Raw genomic sequence first — 17,457 nt, 5'->3', positions numbered from 1 at the left:
CGCTACACCATCCTCAGAACCGTGACCCCCTCGGGCACGGCGCCCTCGTCAACGGTGATCTCCTCGTAGTCGTCGATGGAACGCGGAGCCTCCACGCCGGCTTTCTTCTGGGTTGAAACAGCGTCGAACAGCTTGTACGACGGCGCATTGCCAAGCTCGCTGTCATGTTTGAACACCACGAGCGCGCGAACCGCCATCTTGCCGCGCGCAGCCGAATGATCGTGCTCGAACATGTTGACGATAGCATCCCACAGAAGGGCGAGGTCGTCCTCCGAGAATCCCGTCGATTTGCGCGCCAAGTTCGCAGAAACGTAGCCCTCCCCGCGATAGAGCGCATAGGGAACCACGTACTTGCGGCCCATCTCGGTGTTGCTCGCTTCGGCGCGTTCTTCGGTGGTCTTGGCTACGCGCGTGATGGTGATCTCCTGAGGAATGATAGGGTCGACGCTTCGAGCGAACGTCAGCTGCACCGGACCTCGCACCTGGCCGCAGTTGAGCGAGTTTTTCACAAACGTCGTCATCACCGCGCCGAACGTGCGCACGTCGTAGAACGTCGCGCACATGAAGTCGCGAATCTTCTCGTCAAGCTCAGGATCATCCTTCTTGAGCTTCTTTATGTCTTTCGCATCGATGCCAAGCGCTTCGAACGCGCGAGCATCGTTCACGTTGAGAATGGAGCCATCCTTCACGTAGATGTCGAAACCGGGATCGTCCTCCTTCACCGTTTCGACGTAGTTGCGCACTTTGCGCTTCAGGCATACGTCCGTGACGATGCCGTATCCGGTTTCCGGGTCGATGCGCGGCATATTGCCAGCATCCGGGTCACCGTTGGGGTTGCCGTTCTCGACATCGAAGTAGACAACGAAATCGTAACGGTTCTTGATAGGATTGCTCATGGCTATGCCTCCTGGATCTGGTCGGATTCAGCATCGCGCTTTTCAAAGCGCTTTTGGTTTTGATGGTAGTATCCCAAGATGAAATCGCCCTGTTCCTCAAGCGAGAGCCGTTTGGGAAACGCGTCCAACTTGCCGAGAAGCTCCCCGCGCATCTTCTCGTAGTGCACGGCAAGCCCCTTGCTGTCTCGCGAAAGCTTGGTGAGGTGCTTGTCGCACAAGCCGATCACGATCGGGAAGATCACGCTCGGAGTGGCACTCGCCGAATCGTAGTATTTGTTCTTAATCGTCGAATTCAAACCGGGGCTTGCGGCTTCTTGAATGCTCTCGAGCACCGAGAACAACCTTCCCAGCACGTAGGGAGCGTCGGAACGCTCTTCGTTCAGTCCCACGGTGACCTCCTCCTCGCTTCGGTTGCAGTTTTTTATCAGGTATGCCTTGATGATGGCTGCTCGACCGCGCGTCACCTTGCGCGTGCGCCGCTCCTCGTTATCCTGTGTTGCTCGCACGCGCAGGATCGTCTGCTCGAAAAGAGCCTCCGGGTAGCGCTGGTTCCCCAAAATGGAGCGAAGGAGCGCACCGCCAAGCAGCGATGTGGCAGCCGGCTGCTTCGCATTCGGATTCTCGGTTTCAACCAGTAAGCGGTATGGCACGAGGTACTTCTTCTCATACGGAGCGCGCGCGATATCGAGTCTCTCGTAGTGCTGGTACAAATTGTCGAGCATGGCGCCGAACGTATCCCGCTGAAAGAAACGAACCGACAAGCGAGCAGCGTTCGGAGCAAGTCCGAGCACATAGAAGTTGGCATCAGGATCGACCTCCCCAATAGGAAGCCCTTGCGCAAGTCTCTGCATAACCGCGTCTATGACGCGATCGGGATCACCTTTGCCGCTTTCGTTGTCTTTATCGTCGCCACCTCCTGTTTGAGGATTCAAGAAATCGGACATGATGTCGACGCAGGCCTGATCGTGCTTGTCAGCCCAGTACACTACTGTCGTATCGCCGATCCTCATATGGTGCTTGCGATCTGAAAGCAGGTAGTTGAGCGCCGTAGAATAAGCGAACGTCGCGTACTCGCTCACCGGCGCGTTAAGGCCCTGCTCTTCGTCGTGCCCGTAGGATTCAAATGCTCGCGCGTTGAACCCGACGAGCGAAGCACCCATGGCCTGCGCGCCCACAACGCCCTTGATGGCGGGATGCAGCCGGGCAATAGGAGCTTGTTTGCCCGATACTAGACAGGTCATAACAGCCGCGCCCTCCGAGGGCTTTTCGCAGGCCTTTTCCCAAGCCGACCGGATGGCGGGATCGTCCAGCGCGTTCTTGCCGTCCACTCTGAACACGAGATTCCCTCCAGCGAGCAAAGCCTCCCCTGCATCCGTAACGGCCACGCGGGAAAGCGCATCTTCAGGGTTCCACGTTTCGAAGAAACGGCGGATCGCCGCTGCAGACGGAGAACCAACCCCCTGCAAGAACGCGAGATGCCGCTCCCTCGCAGCTTCGAAGCACTGCCGAGCGCGTTCGGGCTTGCCCTTCGCATCGATGCCAAGCAGATAGGTCGCGTTGTCGCATAACAGGTTCGCTGCCACACCCACCGTGCGCTTCACCTGCTCGGGAACCATCATCGTCCAACCGCGCTTCTCATCGGATGGAATAACATTGACCAGTTCGCCCTCGGACGACAGCACCAGCATGAACGCCACCTGACGCGAGCACCACCCCACCCGAGCGATCTTCTCAGGATGCTCTTTAGCGAGCTGCTCGTAAAAGCCGACCAGCGCTTGAAGGATCATCGAAACACCTCGCTTCCCGCCACGTCGATCACCCCGTTGCGCATGACCGCGCGGAAGAACATAGGGGCAATGTTCTTCGGATCGCGGTAGTCCATGTCGTACAACATGAAGCCGAGGTCACGTTCGCTTTCGTCTGCATAGAACCCGCAAGATGACGGAACCTCTTCGCATGCTTTGAAATGCGCCGGGAACTCGCGTGTTCCGAAGTAGGGCATCGAGTAGCACTGCCCACGTTCGAGCCTTCGCCTGATAATGTCCTTGAATTTACCAGCGTTGTCGTCCGGCGTGGCCTTGTCGGTGAGGTCGAAATGAGCCTCTATAACATAGCGAACATCGATGAGGATGAGTGACGCCCTCTGCTGGATATCGTCCTTCGTATTGATATAGGGAAGCTTTCCTCCCCCTGTCGCCGCCGTGCGCATGGTACTGGCGAGCGCTTTCGATTTCACCTCGTTTCGGCGCACGTTCGTGAATCGGATGGGATTGAGCACATGGATACGGTCGATGGTGTAGCGCATGCCCGGATGCCAGTAAATGCTCTCGAGCAGCCCTCTCGCAGCGCTGGGAGTCATCGCGTCGTACGACACGCGCTCCACCGAAAGTTCCGGACGCGTGAAGAGCGCTCGATCGCCCCATACTTCGACGCAAATGCCATAAGCCATAGGACACCTCCTTCCTGTACGTTTTACTCTTTTCTACCGCTCGATTCTTCAGATGATCGAGATCCTTGATTTCATAAAATTATCAAGGTGCTTATACATGCAGCATACCAGCTTCGAACTGCACGCGTGGGACTGTTCTGGTACAACTTTGAAAAAGCTCGGCTTTTCGGCCGCTACAAGAACAAGCCCTTTCCTCCAGCCTGCGAGGCATCGAGTCCCGTTTCTTCGCTGTAGAGGCCGGTATCCACCAACTCGTATGTATCCCCATCCAGCAATCTGATGGCACCCGTGCTCTGCAACGCTTTGACGTCATTGTCGTAGAGACTCACCGAATAGCGCGCCACCCGGCGCATCGAACCCCGGGAAGCGACTCCCACGCGAAGCTCGTGAAGCTGCTGCGCTATCGCGGGATCAGGAACGATGATGGAGCACGATCCGTCTTCGATCATACGGAAGCGATCGGCGGCATGCTTGAAGGGGATAAGGGGAACCGACTTGCCTTCATGGAACTCCGCCCGACCAATTTCCGTGAGGTCCTCGAGCACGCCTTCCGCATCCAGCCGGTCGCGGCGTATATCGTGCAACTGTTCAAAATACGACGCGATCGCCCCAAGCGAACCGATATCGCATGCGACACCCTCTTCCACCGCCTCGGCAGCTCGGATGTCGACCCCCATCTCCAGCATTACCGAACGCGCGATCGCGCATTTTTGACTAATATCATTCGGAACGCCGTACCCCGTACCCGGCTCGAACAGGTAGACGACGCTCTCGTAAACAGGATGCCTTCCCTCGCGGTTGCATCGACCAGCACATTGAACCATGCTGTCCACTCCGGCAAGCGCGCGGTACACGATAGGAAAATCGACATCGACACCGGCCTCGATCAAGCTCGTTGCGATCACCCTGCAGGTTTCTCCTCGAACCAGCCGCAGGCGTATCTCGGCGAGCGCCTTCTCTCGATGAACCGAATGCATGAGCGTGGACAGATGGAACACGCCGTCTCCGTCATCCGACGACGCTTGCACCAAATCATAGAGGGATTTCGCCTGACTTCGACTATTGACGACGCAAAGCACTTGTTCACGAGAAGACAACCTGTCAGCGAGCACCGCATCTTCGATCTTGCCGATGAAGCGATACTCAGTGCGCCGCAAACGCTCGTACAGAGCTTGCGGCTCGGGAGCGATCTCGCGCACCGGACATCCGTACAAACCGAACATCTTGTCTAGCGACGGCTGGGTGGCCGTGCAGAGCACTACCGTGCATCCATAGCGGTGAACCAACTCGGCCAGCGCCCGCACGCAAGGCAGCAGCTGCTTCGCAGGGAGCATCTGAGCCTCGTCGAGCACGATCACGCTGTTCGTGATATTGTGCAATTTGCGGCAACGCGACGTTTTGCTGGCGTACAGCGATTCGAAAAGCTGCACATTCGTTGTGACCACGACGGGCGCATCCCAATTCTCCGTCGCAAGTCGCAACAGCCCTCCATCTTCGCCCGCATTATCGAAATCGAAGTTGCCATGATGTTCGAGAACGTTGTTCGCGCCGACCACCTTGCGAAACACCTCGGCGTTCTGCTCGATGATCGACGTGTAGGGTACCGCATAGATGACGCGTCGCATATTATGCCCGTCAGAGAGCGCATGCCGCAAAGCGAAGCGCAGCGAGGCGTACGTCTTGCCGCCGCCGGTGGGAACCGTGAGCGAGAAAACGCCTGGAGCATCCGATGCCGATTCGGCACACGCGTCCAGAATAGAGCAACGCGTCTTGCTGAGTTCGGTTCGAGGAGGGTAGAACGATTGGATCACGCACTCGAGGCGCTCGTTCAATGTTTCGAGCGAATCGGCGTTCAGATGCTCGCGCGCCGACCCCTTCATGAAGCGCTCCGTGCAGAGGAAGTCCGCATCGACCAGACACGAGAACACCATGCGCGTCAAAAAGGCGATCGAGAAGGGATCGAAATGAGCCATGTTGTCGAAAGTGACCGATTCCGTCTCGGGCAGCTCGACCTCGCGAGCATAAGCGCGATAGTCGGGAAGCTGGCGATGCTCCGCTTTGCGAAAGCGTCCTATCAGCGACGGTCCATCCGGTTCGGCCAATGATCCGCTATCGGGCAGGCCTCCGTGGTGTCCCGCGATGCAGAAGCCGAGCAGTGGCAACCCGGCCCGCTCATATAGCTCATAAGCCCCCGCCGTGGAGTGGTCCACCTTGCGGCCGTCACGGAGGATGCGGTTCTGGAATTCTGCGGAGTACTTGCCGATATCGTGGGCCATGCCTGCCGCATAAGCCCAAGACTCGGCTCCGAACGGCCGCGCGAATTCAGCCGCCATCTCGGCCACCTCGCGAAGATGGTCGGCCACTTCTTCGATACGCCCATCTTCGGCAACATGGGATACGTACATGAATACCTCCCGTCAGTTGGCGCAATCGCGCGCCGTTCAGCTATAAAATATAACTCATCTTGACATGCATAAGCTCTCTAATCATTTTTATAGCTCTCGATGATACTCTGGAAACTGTTTTCGCATGTCCCCCAAGCGGGACTTGCAGAAAAGCGTTTTCGTTTATCATTGAAAGAATGTCTAATCCAAAAAACAGGTGCATGAAGCATGCCCGAAGAACAACCGGGTTGTACAATACCCCCATGTCCCTCACCACCGACATACGCTCCTACCAACCCTTCAACCAGCAGGAGGCATCCGATCGCGAGGTTATCCTCCGACAGCTGGAAGCCGACCCGCGGGTCTTCCAACGCGACTCGCTCGCGCATATGACGTGCTCGATCTGGACGGTCGACCCGACCGCGACCAAGACGCTCATGGTGTTCCACAACACGTACGGGTCGTGGAGCTGGATAGGCGGGCACGCCGACGGAGAGCGCGACCTGGAACAGGTGGCGCTGCGCGAATTGGAGGAGGAGACCGGCGTCGCCGACGCGCGCATCGTGCCGTGCGGGCCGGGGAACATCTTCTCGCTCGAGGTGCTCACCGTGGACGGGCACGAGAAACGCGGGCGCTACGTCAGCTCGCATGTACACCTCAACGTGACGTATCTGGCCGTCGCGTCGCCCGACGACCCGCTGCGCGTCAAGCCCGACGAGAACAGCGGCGTGCGCTGGATGGACCTCGACGAGGCGCTGGCCGCATCGACGGAACCGTGGATGCGCGACCGGATCTACCGCAAGCTCGTCGACAAGCTGGCCGCGGTCGACCTCGAAATGAGACGTTAGCCCCGTCCCTTCGCCTCATCCCAAAGCTCGCGGGGAAGATAGTACGATTCGAAGTCCTGCATGAGGCCGTCGGGGGTTGCTTCGGCGCCGTGGATGGTGCCCTCGTGGACGAAGCCCGCCTTCTCGATCACGCGGCGCGAACGATCGTTGAACGTGTAGTGCGTGCACGTGATCAGGCCAAGCCCCAGCTCCTCGAAGCCGTAGCGCAGCATCTCGTCCGCCGCCTCGGTCATGCAGCCCCGCCCCCATGCCGTGCGCGCGAGCGCATAGCCCAGCATGAGGCAGTCGACGTTGCGCCGCTGCGGATCGCGGATGAGGCCGATCGACCCGATGCACGGCCCCGTGGCTCCCGTCCCCGCGCCCGTCTTCTCGAAGATGCCGAACACATGAGGCTCGCTCGCGATCACCTCCACGAACATGCGCGAGTCCTCGCGCGTGCGGTGCGGGGCCCATCCGGCATCGGGCCCGACGGCGGGATCGCTGCAGTAGGCGTACACGTCGTCGATATCGTCGGAAACGAGCGGGCGCAGCACGAGGCGCTCGGTCTCGAGCGCAGGGCACTCCCCCGACGTCTCCGCCAGAATCGCCGGCGGACAACCGGGATGCCGCGCCTCGCCGGCCCGAACACAAGCCGCGAACCACACCTCGTCGAGCACCCGCACGCCCGCCTCGCGCAAGGCGCGCGCCGCCACGCCGTAACCGGGCACGAGCTCGCCGGCGAACGCGCCGTCGTACACGAGGCCGCATCCGCACGAAGGGCTCTTCGCCTTGAGCACGGCCAGCTTGCACCCCTGCTCCTTCGCCAGCTCCACCGTCTTGGCGGCTCCGGCCAAAAACGCGTCCGTGACGTCGACCCCGTCCGCGTCCGTCACGCGCAGCGCGCGCTCGGCGGCGGCGATCTCGCAGGGGGCATGCGGCACAGGCAGCCCGCCCAGCACCTCGGGGCACACGGGAACCATCTCGCAAGCGTCGTGCAGCTTCAGCACGTCCTCGCAGGGACGCGACTTCCCATCGTAGCGGCACGGCTCCCCCAGCAGGCATGCGCTCACGGCTATCGGCATCGCTCGTCCTCGTTTCGTCGAAAAACCCAGTATAGCAAAGCCCGCGACTCCGCTGCGTTAGCGCGTGCGCGCGAACACTAGAACCGTGGCGACGGCCGCGAACATGGCCAGCGCCGCAAGCACGCCCACGAGCGTCGTCGCGCCCACGAGCGCGCCCATCATCCCGCTAAGAACCGCCGATCCCGTGTAGCCGATGAGATTGATGGTCGACACCACCGTCGCCGTGCTGCGCATGTCGGCCCGCGCGAACAAGAGGCGCAGGCTGCCCGACAGGCACATGCCCGTGGACAGGCCGAACAACGCCACCAGCACGAGGAAAGCGCCCAAAGCCCCGGCCGCCATCGCTACGCACATCGCGCACGTGAACACGAGGAGCGCCGCCATCGAAACACGCAACGACACGCCCGACGGCATGCGCGCCTCAAGCGGCGCCCCCAACGCGCTGGGCGCCATCGACAGCGCGAGGATAGCCGATGCCATGAACGGGTCGCTCGAACCGAAGCATTCCGCCGCCACCGGCGAGCTGAACGATTGGAAGAACGTGCCCACGCCCCACGACGCGACGTAGGCGCACGCGGCGATGGGCAGCACACCACGCAGCTTCGCATCCACGCCGATCACCGGCTTGCAGGCGGTTCGCAGCGGCACGCGGCTGACGACCGTTTCGGGAGCCGCGGGAATGAGGATCGCGCCCAGCGCCAGCAACGCGATCATGATCCAATAGATCAGCGCGTGCTGTTGGGTGACCAAGGACAAGAACCCCACGGCCAGCGAGCCCGCCATCACGCCCAGCAGCGCGCCGCAACCGGCCACCGCCAGCCCGAACCCCTCGTAGCGCCCCACGGCGGAATCGACGACCAGCGCCGAAACGGCGCTCATGGCCAAGCCGCACGACACGCCCTGCACGGCTCGCGCAACCAGCACGATCGTCGGATCGGCCGCTCTCAAGAACAGGAAACAACCGAGCATGGCAAGCAGCAGCGACGCCGCCGCCAAGGGGCGCCGTCCCGCCGCATCGGACAGCGATCCCGACAAGAACAGCGTCAGCACGACGCCGAACAGGTACATGAGCATGGTGGCGGAGATGTCGGCGTCGGTGAGCCCGATCGCCCCTTTGTACTCGGAGTACAAAGGGATAGGCACAGCCGAAGCGGCGAACACGGTGACGAAGGCGAACGTGGCGATGACGAGGCCTCGCACCCCTTGCCGAGGCTGCGAGGATTCCGACGCGTCGACTGCATGCGCGAGCATGGCACCATCCGTTCGTTCACCGCGAATTACACCCGCGCTCTTCCCTGCGAGGAGCGATTGCGGACAGCATAGCATTCCGAACGGACGCAGGGAACACCCGCGTTCGCCCAACGCGGCGCGCACGGTTCTGGATTTCTGGTACCATTGTACGGATGTTCTGCAATGCTTTCGAGGGAGGGCCGCCGCACCGCATGCTATCCGAAGACGACATCAGCAGGCACTGCCATGCGCGCACGTTGCAACGGGCACGGTCCATCGCAGCCTCCGACCGCAACATCCTCACAAAGCAGGTCCGCTACAACCCTCCCGAGACCACGCTGTCCGCGTTCGTTGCCAGCAGCAGCGGCTGGAACGACCGTTACCGCACCTCCGTCACCTTCGACGAGGACGAAGGCGACCTGGTCGACTACGCCTGCACCTGCCCCGCCTACCGCGAGTATGACGGCATGTGCAAGCACTGCGTGGCTCTGGCGTTGACGTATCTGGACGCGCCTGAGAAGTTCATGGGCTACCGAGCCCATCGCGCGCCGACCACGTCTTCATGCCTGCTCGAGCTCATGGAGCGCAGCAAAGCCGCTGCAGAAGCTGAGGAACAGGGCGGCATCGATCTGGAAGCAACCGTCGTGTACGGCTATCGGTCGTGGTCGGCGCACTTCAAGGTCGTCGGCCCCCAGGGCTCCTACGTCATGAAGAGCATCTCGGACTTCGTCGGCCGCATGCGGCGCGGCGAGCGGTTCTCCTACGGCAAGAAGCTCGCGTTCACGCACGTCCCGGCGATGCTCGCCGAGTCGGCGCGCCCCATCGCCCGGTTCCTCGACCGCGCCGTGGCGCTGCGCGAGCAGGCCACCGGCAGCGCGTTTTGGCGCTACCGCGGACGCGACGAGATCGGACGCGACCTCGACCTGTCGGACTACGAGCTCATCGAGCTGTTGGATCTGCTGGACGGCCGCCCCTTCACCGTCGAAGGCACCGACTACGGAACGCGCTCCCTCACCCGCGCGCATGTCGTCAGCGCCGACCCCGATGTCGAGGTCTCGGTGCGGCGCACCGACGACGGCGGCTACGCCATCGAAGCCGACGAGCTGCCTTTCGTGGCGCAGGGCGACCGCATGTACCTGTGGCAGGGCGAGACGTTCTTCCGCTGCTCGGCCGACTTCGCGCGCACGGCGGGCTTCCTGCGCACCGTGTACGAGAACGACGATGCCCGCCTGTTCGTCAGCCTCGCCGACATGCCCCTGTTCTGCGCCACCGTGCTGCCCGCCATCGAGAAGCGCCTCCATGTGGAAACGCCGACCGAGATCGGGCTGTTCCGCCCCGTGCCGTGCAAGCTGGAGTTCTACTTCGACAAGACCGACCGCGACGTCACCTGCGACGCGCAAGCCGTGTACGGCGAACGCCGCTATCCGCTGCTCGACTCCCCCGCTCGCGACGAGGCGGGCCCCCTGCGCGACGAGAAGCTGGAGGGTCGCGCGAGGCGGCTGGTCAAGCAGTATTTCGACACATTAGAAGCTCCCCCATCCATCATGCTGAGCGACGAGACGGCGGTGGCCGACCTCGTGTTCGGCGGCCTTGTCCAGTTCCAGGCGCTGGGCCAGGCGTTCACCACGCCCGCGTTCGACCGGCTGCTCGTAGACAAGAAGCCACGCATCTCGGTGGGCATCTCGCTGGCGGGCAACCTCATCAACCTGGCCGTGTCCACCGACGACCTGCCCCCGGCCGAGGTGGCGGCGCTGCTGGCGAGCTACCGGCGGCGCAAGCGCTTCCACCGTCTGAAGAGCGGTGCGTACCTCGATCTGACGGAGTACGACCTCGCTCAGCTCGACCACCTTGCGGAGGACTTCGGCTTCACGCCCAAACAGCTGGCCGCAGGCGCGGTGGAGCTTCCCGCCTACCACGCGTTCTACCTCGACGAGCAGTTCAAGGGCGCAGAGCGCAACCGCTCGTTCATGCGCTACCTGGAAAGCTTCCGGGCATCGGCCGGCGAGCCGTGCCCGGTGCCCGACCAGCTGGCCGCCACGCTGCGCCCCTACCAGGCGGAAGGGCTGCGCTGGATGAGCGCGTTGGCCGACCGCGATCTCGGCGGCATCCTGGCCGACGAGATGGGCCTGGGCAAGTCGGTGCAGCTCATCGCGTTTCTGCTGGCACGCCAGAGCGAGGCGCGCGCCGTTGGGCCCAGCCTCATCGTGTGCCCCGCCTCCCTCGTGTACAACTGGATGGCCGAGTTCGAGCGCTTCGCCCCGACCCTAGACGTGCGCGCCGCGGTGGGCGCCAAGCGCGAGCGCATGCGCATCCGCGCCGAGGCGTGCGAGAGAGACGCACGCGAAAGCGAGCTTGCCCGCGACGGGCGCTGCTGCGACGTGCTGATCACCTCCTACGACCTGCTGCGCATCGACGCGGAGGACTTCGCCCGGCGCGAATTCTACTGCTGCGCGCTCGACGAGGCGCAGTACGTGAAGAACCACGCCACCAAGACGGCGCGCGCCGCGAAGCGCGTGCGGGCGCGCCACCGCTTCGCGCTGACCGGAACGCCGATGGAGAACCGTCTGAGCGAGCTGTGGAGCATCTTCGACTTCCTCATGCCCGGGCTTCTGGGATCCTACATGCGCTTCCGCGAGCACTTCGAGCTGGACATCACCGGAGGCGACGAGGACGCCGCCCGCCGTCTGCGCTCCCTCGTGGCACCGTTCATGCTGCGCCGCTTGAAGGCCGACGTGCTGCAAGACTTGCCCGACAAGCTGGAATCGGTGGTGTACGTCCCCATGGAGGCCGAGCAGCAGCGCCTGTACGCCGCCCACGAGCAGCAGCTGCGCGACGCGCTGACCCTGCAGAAGAACAACCGCAACAACAAGCAGTTCCACGAGCGCAAAGTGGAGGTGCTCGCCGAGCTGACGAAGCTGCGCCAGCTGTGCTGCGACCCGCGCCTTCTGTACGAGAACTACGCCGGGCACGCGGCAAAGCTGGACGCCATCGCAGAGATCGTGGAATCGGCCATGGACGCCGGCGAGAAGACGCTTGTGTTCTCCCAGTTCACAAGCTTCCTTTCGCTGATCGCCGAAGTGCTGGACGCGCACGGCGTGCCCTACTTCACCATCACGGGAACCACGCCGAAGAAGCGCCGGCTCGATCTGGTGAACGCGTTCAACGACGACGACACGCCCGTGTTCCTCGTGTCGCTCAAAGCGGGTGGCACCGGGCTCAACCTCACCGGCGCGTCGGTGGTGGTGCACGCCGACCCCTGGTGGAACGCCGCTGCGCAGAACCAGGCCACCGACCGCGCGCACCGCATCGGCCAGACGCAGGTGGTGAGCGTCCACAAGGTCATCGCGAAGGACACCGTCGAAGAGCGCATCCTGCATTTGCAGGATGCGAAGACCGACCTCGCCGACCAGGTGATCGGCGCCGGCGGCGTGTCGCTGGCGAGCCTGAGCCAGGAGGAGCTGCTCGATTTGCTGGACGGATGAGGCGCGGCTTAGAACTTGCCGAAGCGTTCGTAGCGGGCTCGCAGCAGCTCGTCGGTCGGCGTTGCGCATAGCTCGTCAAGCGTGGCGCACACGTAGGAGCGCACGCCCTCGGCCGCCTGCTCGGGGTTCTCATGCGCAGGGCCCGCTCCTTCGGACAGCACGGCGTCCACGATACCCATCTCGCAGGCTTCGGCCGCGCTCATCTTCATGACGGCGGCCGCCTCGGCGGCGCGCGTGCGATCCTTCCACAGGATGGACGCGAAGCCCTCCGGCGACAGCACCGAGTACACCGCGTGCTCCTGCATGGCCACGCGATCGGCCAGCGCCAGCGCCAGCGCGCCGCCCGAGCCGCCCTCGCCCAACAGCACGCTCACCACGGGCACGCGCAGGCCCGCGAGCGCCAGCAGGTTGTCGGCGATGGCGTTGCCCTGCCCGCGCTCCTCGGCCTCCATGCCGCAGAACGCGCCTTGCGTGTCCACGAGGCACACCACGGGGCGGCCGAACTTCTCGGCCTGACGCATGAGGCGCAAAGATTTGCGGTAGCCCTCCGGCTGCGGGCAGCCGAAGTTGCGCGCGATGCGCTCTTTGAGGTCGCGTCCTTTCTCTTGCGCGATCACCGTCACCGCGCGACCCCCGATCCAGCCGAGGCCGCACACCACGGCGCCGTCGTCGCCGAACATGCGATCGCCGTGCAGCTCGATGAACCCGTCCACGAACGAGTCGATGTAGGCGAGCGCCGTGGGACGATGCACGTTGCGCGCCAACTGAACGCTCTCCCATGCGCGGTTCGACGTGGGCGCAGTGGCCTCGCGCGCCGCAGCGGACGCGTCCTCCAAAGACACGCCGGCCTCCGCATCGAAACCGCCCGTGCTGAGCGCCTTCTCCAAACGCTTGCGCATGGAGGAGCCGCGGCGGTCGAAGCGCTCGGTGACGGCCGCCATGCGCCCGCGCAGCTTGGCGCGCGCCGAGTCCACCCCTCCGGCGAAAGGCAAGCCGCCGCCCACGGTCAAATCGCCGTACGTCACCGTGTTGTACGTATCGGTGCCGCTGGCCAGGTTCTCGCGCACCGCCTCGTAGCTGACGAGGATATCGCGATCGCCCGGCTCGTGCTCCTGCTCGCCGCGCACAGCCGATGCCGTGGCAAGGTGCAACGCCAGCAAGTGAGCCAGCACGCTGCGCAGCTCGCCGCGCTCCACGATGGCGTCGATCAGCCCGTGATCCAGCGCGAACTCGGCCGTCTGGAAGCCTTCGGGCAGCTCCTGCTTGATGGTGTCCTTGATGACGCGCTGGCCCGCGAAGCCGATCAGCGCGCGCGGCTCGGCCAGGATCACGTCGCCCTGCATGGCGAACGACGCGGTCACGCCGCCCGTCGTGGGATCGGTGAGCACCGAGATGTAGGGGAGCTTCGCCGCAGCATGGCGCTCCAGCGCGCACGACACCTTCGCCATCTGCATGAGTGACACGAGACCCTCCTGCATGCGCGCGCCGCCCGACGCGGTGAACACCACCACGGGCAGACGCTCGTCGGTCGCGCGCTCCACGAGCCGCGCCACCTTCTCGCCCACGACCGAGCCCATCGAGCCCATGAAGAACTGCGACTCCATGATGCCGATGGCCACGCGCAAGCCCGCGATACGTCCGACGCCGGTGCGCACGCCCTCCTCCAGACCCGTCTTCTCGCGCTGAGCCTCGAGCTTGCCCAGGTAGCCGGGGAACTCGAGCGGGTCGGTTTCGGGAACCGTGCGGTTCCATTCCACGAAGCTGTCCGCATCCAGCAAGTCGTCGATGCGCTCGCTCGACGACATGCGCAGGTAACCGCCGCAAGCGGGGCACACGTAATGGCCGGCGGCCAGGCTGGGGCCGTCGAACTTGAGGCCGCAGTGCGGGCACGCGCGCCACGAATCGCCGTCGATAGCGGGTTTGTCGGTAGTGCACAGCACCCAGCCCAGAAGCGGCGCGTCATTGCTGAGCGGGCGGAACACCCGCACGCCGCGAGCCGCCGTGCGAGCGAGAAAGCTGTCCACCTCGGCCAGCGGCAGCGCCTCGTCGCACAGCAGAACCACCGAAGCCCCGCAGGAGTCGATGGCCGTCAGCACGGCATGGCCGTTGCAGAACAGCGCGTCGGAGTACTTCTCGCCCAGGCTCACCGCGCTTTGGGCGAGCTTGATGTGGCTATCGCCCCGATGATCCTGCGTGTACACTGCGCAGGCGGCGAAACCCGCATCGCCCACGGCCTGCATCAGGCGCTTCGCGGTTTTCGGGCGCGCCATGACGAGCGCGACGGGCTTGGAGCCCGCATCGATCCCCCCGGCGCCTTTCGGCGTGCGCGGGGCGGCGGTGGCCAACGCCCGCGGCACGGCGGTGTAGTCGGCCGCGTCGGCAGCATCGTGCGCGTTCGGCGCTATGGGAAGCGAAGCGGCGGCCTCCTCGGCCATGCGCGCAAGGCGGTAGGCCACGTCGGCCGATTCGCCGATAGGCTCGGCCGCCTTGCGCGGCTTGCCCTGGGGCAGCACCGTTCCGTCGGATCCGATGGTGATGTAGTTCTGCTTGGCACTCTTCATCGAACGGCCTCTCGCTCTTTTAAGCTTCCGCTTTCGCCAGCACGTACTTCTGCGTCGCCGACGCGCACACCGCGCCGTCGACGCTCGCCTCCACCTCTGCGACGCACAGACGCGACGAGGACTTCACGATGCGCCCTTTCAGCGTGAGCGTCTCGCCCGGCTCCACCTGGCGGCGGAACTTCGCGCCGTCGATGCCGGTGAGGAACCCGATGGAGCCCTCGGCTCCGCGCTCGACGAGGATGCAGAACGATGCCGCCTGCGCGAGCGCCTCCATGATGATGACGCCCGGCAAAACGGGATGCCCCGGGAAATGCCCCGCGAACAGCGCCAGCTCCGGGTCGACGTCGAGCTCGGCCGTCACCTCCACGCCCGGCTCACACGCGACGATGCGGCTCACCCAGCAGAACGGGTCGCGATGCGGCAGCACCGCCTCGACGACGTCCTTGCCGCAAGGGTATTCGATGTCCATGGTTCGGCTCCTCCCAACCTATGCGCGATACGGCGAAACGGCCAAGCTCGCGTTATGGCCGCCGAATCCGAGCGAGTTCGACAGCGCCACCTTCTGAGGATAGCCCGTCTTCGCCTCGATGACGACGCTGACCGGGCATTCCGGATCGGCCTCGGCGAAGCCGGCCGTGGGCGGCACGCAGTCGTTCATCACGGACAAAGCCGTGACGATGGCCTCGATAGCGCCCGCGGCGCCCAGCGTGTGGCCCGTCGTGCCCTTCACCGACGTCACCGGGATCCGGCTTCCCGCCTCTTCGCCGCACAGCGCCAGCAGCGCCTTGGACTCGGTGGCGTCGTTCGCCGGCGTGCCGGTGCCGTGGGCGTTCAGATGCCCCAGGTCGTCCGGCGTGAAGCCGCCCTCCTCCAGCGCCTGGCGCATCGCGCGCGCCACGCCCTCGCCGCTGGGCTCGGGAGCCGTCATATGGTAGGCGTCGCCCGTGGAGCCGAAGCCCGTGATCTCGGCCAGCACCGTGGCGCCGCGCTCGAGCGCATGCTCCAGCGACTCCAACACCACCGCGCCCGCGCCCTCGCCCGCCACGAATCCCGCGCGGCGCACGTCGAACGGCAGGGAGGCCTGCGTCGGATCCTCGGCCTTCGACAGCGCGCCGAGGTTCGAGAACCCGGCCAGGCAGATGGGCGACACGGACTCTTCCGAGCCGCCGGCCAGCGCCGCGTCGATGTAGCCGTGGCGGATGTCGCGCACGGCCGCGCCGATGGAGTGCGCGCCGGTGGCGCAGGCGGTGACCACGTTCAGGCATTCGCCGCGCAGCCCGTAGCGGATGGAGAGGTTGCCCGCCGCGATGTTGCCGATCATCGTGGGGATGAACAGCGGGCTCACGCGCTTCGGACCCTTCTCGGCCAAGGTGAAGAAGCCGCTTTGCAGCTCGTCGATGCCGCCGATGCCGGTGCCGAACACGCACGCGATGCGCGCGGTGTCCTCGGCCTCGAGGTTCAGGCCCGACTGCGCCAGCGCCTCGTCGGAAGCGACGATGGCGTACTGCACGAAGCGCTCGAACCGGCGCGCCTCCTTCTTCGTGATGCCGTGCTCGGCAGCGTCGAAATCGCGCACCTCGGCGGCGATGTGCACGTCGTAGTCGGCCGTGTCGAAGCGCGTGACCGGGCCGATGCAGCAGGCGCGGCCCATGACCGCGTCCCACAGCGCCTGCACGCCCACGCCGGCCGGCGACACCGCGCCCATGCCGGTGATGACCACGCGGTGCGTGCCGTCGGGGCGGCGCGTGCTCGCCGCGTTCGCAATGTTCTCGCTCATAGCGACATACCTCCGTCGATGCAGACAACCTGTCCGGTGATGTAGCCCGCGTCCTCGCTGGCCAAGAAGCGCACGAGCTTCGCCACGTCCTCGGGCTCCCCGAGGCGCTTGGACGCGATGCGCCCCACGATGGCCTCGCGCTGCTTCTCGGACAGCGCGTCAGTCATGTCGGTGGCGATGAAGCCCGGGGCCACGGCGTTGGCCGTGACGTTGCGGGCCGCCAGCTCGCGGGCGATGGACTTCGTGAGCCCGATGACGCCGGCCTTCGAGGCCGCATAGTTCGCCTGGCCCGCGTTGCCCGCCACGCCCACGACGCTCGACATGTTGACGATGCGTCCGTAGCGCTGCTTCATCATGCGCTGCGCCGCGGCCTTGCAGCAGTTGAACGTGCCCTTGAGGTTCACGTCGATCACCGCGTCGAAGTCCTCGTCCTTCATGCGCGCCAGCAGCCCGTCGCGCGTGATGCCGGCGTTGTTCACCAGCACGTCCACGCGGCCGAACGCTTCCTGGGCGGCGTCGACGAGCGCAGCGGCCTCGGCGGCGTCCGCCACGTTGGCGGCCACCGCGATGGCGCGCACGCCGCAGTCGGCCTCCAGGGCTGCGGCGAACGCCCGCGCCTCGTCCAGCCCGCGCTCGCTCGAGCAGTTCACGCACACGTCGAAGCCCGCGCGCGCCAGCTCCTCGGCCACCGCGCGGCCGATGCCGCGGTTCGAGCCGGTGACGACCGCGCTTCGACGCGGAGTTTCGGTTTCGTTGGTCATGGGAGTAG

At 64.6% G+C, this 17,457-nt stretch carries 12 protein-coding genes; 2 read left to right on the top strand and 10 right to left on the bottom strand.

What is annotated here, in order from left to right; genetic code table 11:
• Positions 1 to 2 precede the first annotated feature (2 nt).
• The 4 genes from cas7c to HMPREF1023_RS00475 form a co-directional block, all read right to left on the bottom strand.
• Positions 3 to 896, bottom strand: coding sequence for a type I-C CRISPR-associated protein Cas7/Csd2 (cas7c, locus tag HMPREF1023_RS00490; RefSeq protein WP_009304159.1), 894 nt, complete (start codon positions 894 to 896; stop codon positions 3 to 5).
• A 2-nt stretch (positions 897 to 898) separates the two neighbouring features.
• A complete protein-coding gene (cas8c, locus tag HMPREF1023_RS00485; RefSeq protein WP_009304158.1) occupies positions 899 to 2,683 on the bottom strand; it encodes a type I-C CRISPR-associated protein Cas8c/Csd1 in 1,785 nt (594 codons plus the stop codon).
• Positions 2,680 to 3,345 carry a type I-C CRISPR-associated protein Cas5c gene (gene cas5c, locus HMPREF1023_RS00480; protein ID WP_009304157.1) on the bottom strand — a complete coding sequence of 222 codons (666 nt, stop codon included), beginning with the start codon at positions 3,343 to 3,345 and terminating at the stop codon, positions 2,680 to 2,682. Before cas5c ends, cas8c begins: the two co-directional genes overlap by 4 nt.
• Before the next feature lie 173 nt (positions 3,346 to 3,518).
• Positions 3,519 to 5,750, bottom strand: a complete 2,232-nt coding sequence (locus HMPREF1023_RS00475) for a CRISPR-associated helicase/endonuclease Cas3 (protein WP_009304156.1) — start codon at positions 5,748 to 5,750, stop codon at positions 3,519 to 3,521.
• 242 nt (positions 5,751 to 5,992) lie between these two features.
• Here HMPREF1023_RS00475 and HMPREF1023_RS00470 point away from each other — a divergent pair, with 242 nt between their 5' ends.
• Positions 5,993 to 6,577: an NUDIX hydrolase gene (locus HMPREF1023_RS00470; protein WP_009304155.1), complete on the top strand. Its 585-nt coding sequence runs from the start codon at positions 5,993 to 5,995 to the stop codon at positions 6,575 to 6,577.
• Here HMPREF1023_RS00470 and HMPREF1023_RS00465 read toward each other — a convergent pair.
• Positions 6,574 to 7,638, bottom strand: a complete 1,065-nt coding sequence (locus HMPREF1023_RS00465; protein WP_009304154.1) for a GNAT family N-acetyltransferase — start codon at positions 7,636 to 7,638, stop codon at positions 6,574 to 6,576. The genes HMPREF1023_RS00470 and HMPREF1023_RS00465 overlap by 4 nt on opposite strands.
• A 57-nt stretch (positions 7,639 to 7,695) precedes the next feature.
• A complete protein-coding gene (locus HMPREF1023_RS00460; protein ID WP_009304153.1) occupies positions 7,696 to 8,889 on the bottom strand; it encodes an MFS transporter in 1,194 nt (397 codons plus the stop codon).
• A gap of 191 nt (positions 8,890 to 9,080) precedes the next feature.
• Between HMPREF1023_RS00460 and HMPREF1023_RS00455 the strand changes: the two genes are divergently transcribed.
• Positions 9,081 to 12,350 (top strand): DEAD/DEAH box helicase, encoded by a 3,270-nt coding sequence (locus tag HMPREF1023_RS00455; RefSeq protein WP_009304152.1) that lies wholly within the window; start codon positions 9,081 to 9,083, stop codon positions 12,348 to 12,350.
• Between the two features lie 8 nt (positions 12,351 to 12,358).
• Here HMPREF1023_RS00455 and HMPREF1023_RS00450 read toward each other — a convergent pair whose 3' ends face one another.
• The 4 genes from HMPREF1023_RS00450 to fabG are packed head-to-tail and all read right to left on the bottom strand — an operon-like array spanning position 12,359 to position 17,449.
• A complete protein-coding gene (locus HMPREF1023_RS00450) occupies positions 12,359 to 14,911 on the bottom strand; it encodes an acetyl-CoA carboxylase carboxyl transferase subunit (RefSeq protein ID WP_009304151.1) in 2,553 nt (850 codons plus the stop codon).
• 19 nt (positions 14,912 to 14,930) lie between these two features.
• Positions 14,931 to 15,380, bottom strand: coding sequence for a 3-hydroxyacyl-ACP dehydratase FabZ (fabZ, locus tag HMPREF1023_RS00445; RefSeq protein ID WP_009304150.1), 450 nt, complete (start codon positions 15,378 to 15,380; stop codon positions 14,931 to 14,933).
• 18 nt (positions 15,381 to 15,398) lie between these two features.
• A complete protein-coding gene (fabF, locus tag HMPREF1023_RS00440) occupies positions 15,399 to 16,688 on the bottom strand; it encodes a beta-ketoacyl-ACP synthase II (RefSeq protein WP_009304149.1) in 1,290 nt (429 codons plus the stop codon).
• Complete coding sequence (fabG, locus tag HMPREF1023_RS00435; protein ID WP_009304148.1) at positions 16,685 to 17,449, bottom strand: 3-oxoacyl-[acyl-carrier-protein] reductase; 765 nt, start codon at positions 17,447 to 17,449, stop codon at positions 16,685 to 16,687. Before fabG ends, fabF begins: the two co-directional genes overlap by 4 nt.
• Positions 17,450 to 17,457 lie beyond the last annotated feature (8 nt).

Source organism: Eggerthella sp. 1_3_56FAA, from assembly GCF_000185625.1.
GTDB classification, from domain to species: domain Bacteria; phylum Actinomycetota; class Coriobacteriia; order Coriobacteriales; family Eggerthellaceae; genus Eggerthella; species Eggerthella lenta.
This window is presented reverse-complemented; position numbering and strand designations above follow the sequence as displayed.

What these genes read in the sequence shown, in the direction of transcription:
- cas7c (WP_009304159.1), bottom strand. Translation starts at nt 896, where the DNA reads ATGAGCAATCCTATCAAGAACCGTTACGATTTCGTTGTCTACTTCGAT.
- HMPREF1023_RS00470 (WP_009304155.1), top strand. Translation starts at nt 5,993, where the DNA reads ATGTCCCTCACCACCGACATACGCTCCTACCAACCCTTCAACCAGCAG.
- fabZ (WP_009304150.1), bottom strand. Translation starts at nt 15,380, where the DNA reads ATGGACATCGAATACCCTTGCGGCAAGGACGTCGTCGAGGCGGTGCTG.
- fabF (WP_009304149.1), bottom strand. Translation starts at nt 16,688, where the DNA reads ATGAGCGAGAACATTGCGAACGCGGCGAGCACGCGCCGCCCCGACGGC.
- HMPREF1023_RS00450 (WP_009304151.1), bottom strand. Translation starts at nt 14,911, where the DNA reads ATGAAGAGTGCCAAGCAGAACTACATCACCATCGGATCCGACGGAACG.
- fabG (WP_009304148.1), bottom strand. Translation starts at nt 17,449, where the DNA reads ATGACCAACGAAACCGAAACTCCGCGTCGAAGCGCGGTCGTCACCGGC.
- HMPREF1023_RS00475 (WP_009304156.1), bottom strand. Translation starts at nt 5,750, where the DNA reads ATGTACGTATCCCATGTTGCCGAAGATGGGCGTATCGAAGAAGTGGCC.
- cas5c (WP_009304157.1), bottom strand. Translation starts at nt 3,345, where the DNA reads ATGGCTTATGGCATTTGCGTCGAAGTATGGGGCGATCGAGCGCTCTTC.
- HMPREF1023_RS00465 (WP_009304154.1), bottom strand. Translation starts at nt 7,638, where the DNA reads ATGCCGATAGCCGTGAGCGCATGCCTGCTGGGGGAGCCGTGCCGCTAC.
- cas8c (WP_009304158.1), bottom strand. Translation starts at nt 2,683, where the DNA reads ATGATCCTTCAAGCGCTGGTCGGCTTTTACGAGCAGCTCGCTAAAGAG.
- HMPREF1023_RS00460 (WP_009304153.1), bottom strand. Translation starts at nt 8,889, where the DNA reads ATGCTCGCGCATGCAGTCGACGCGTCGGAATCCTCGCAGCCTCGGCAA.
- HMPREF1023_RS00455 (WP_009304152.1), top strand. Translation starts at nt 9,081, where the DNA reads ATGCTATCCGAAGACGACATCAGCAGGCACTGCCATGCGCGCACGTTG.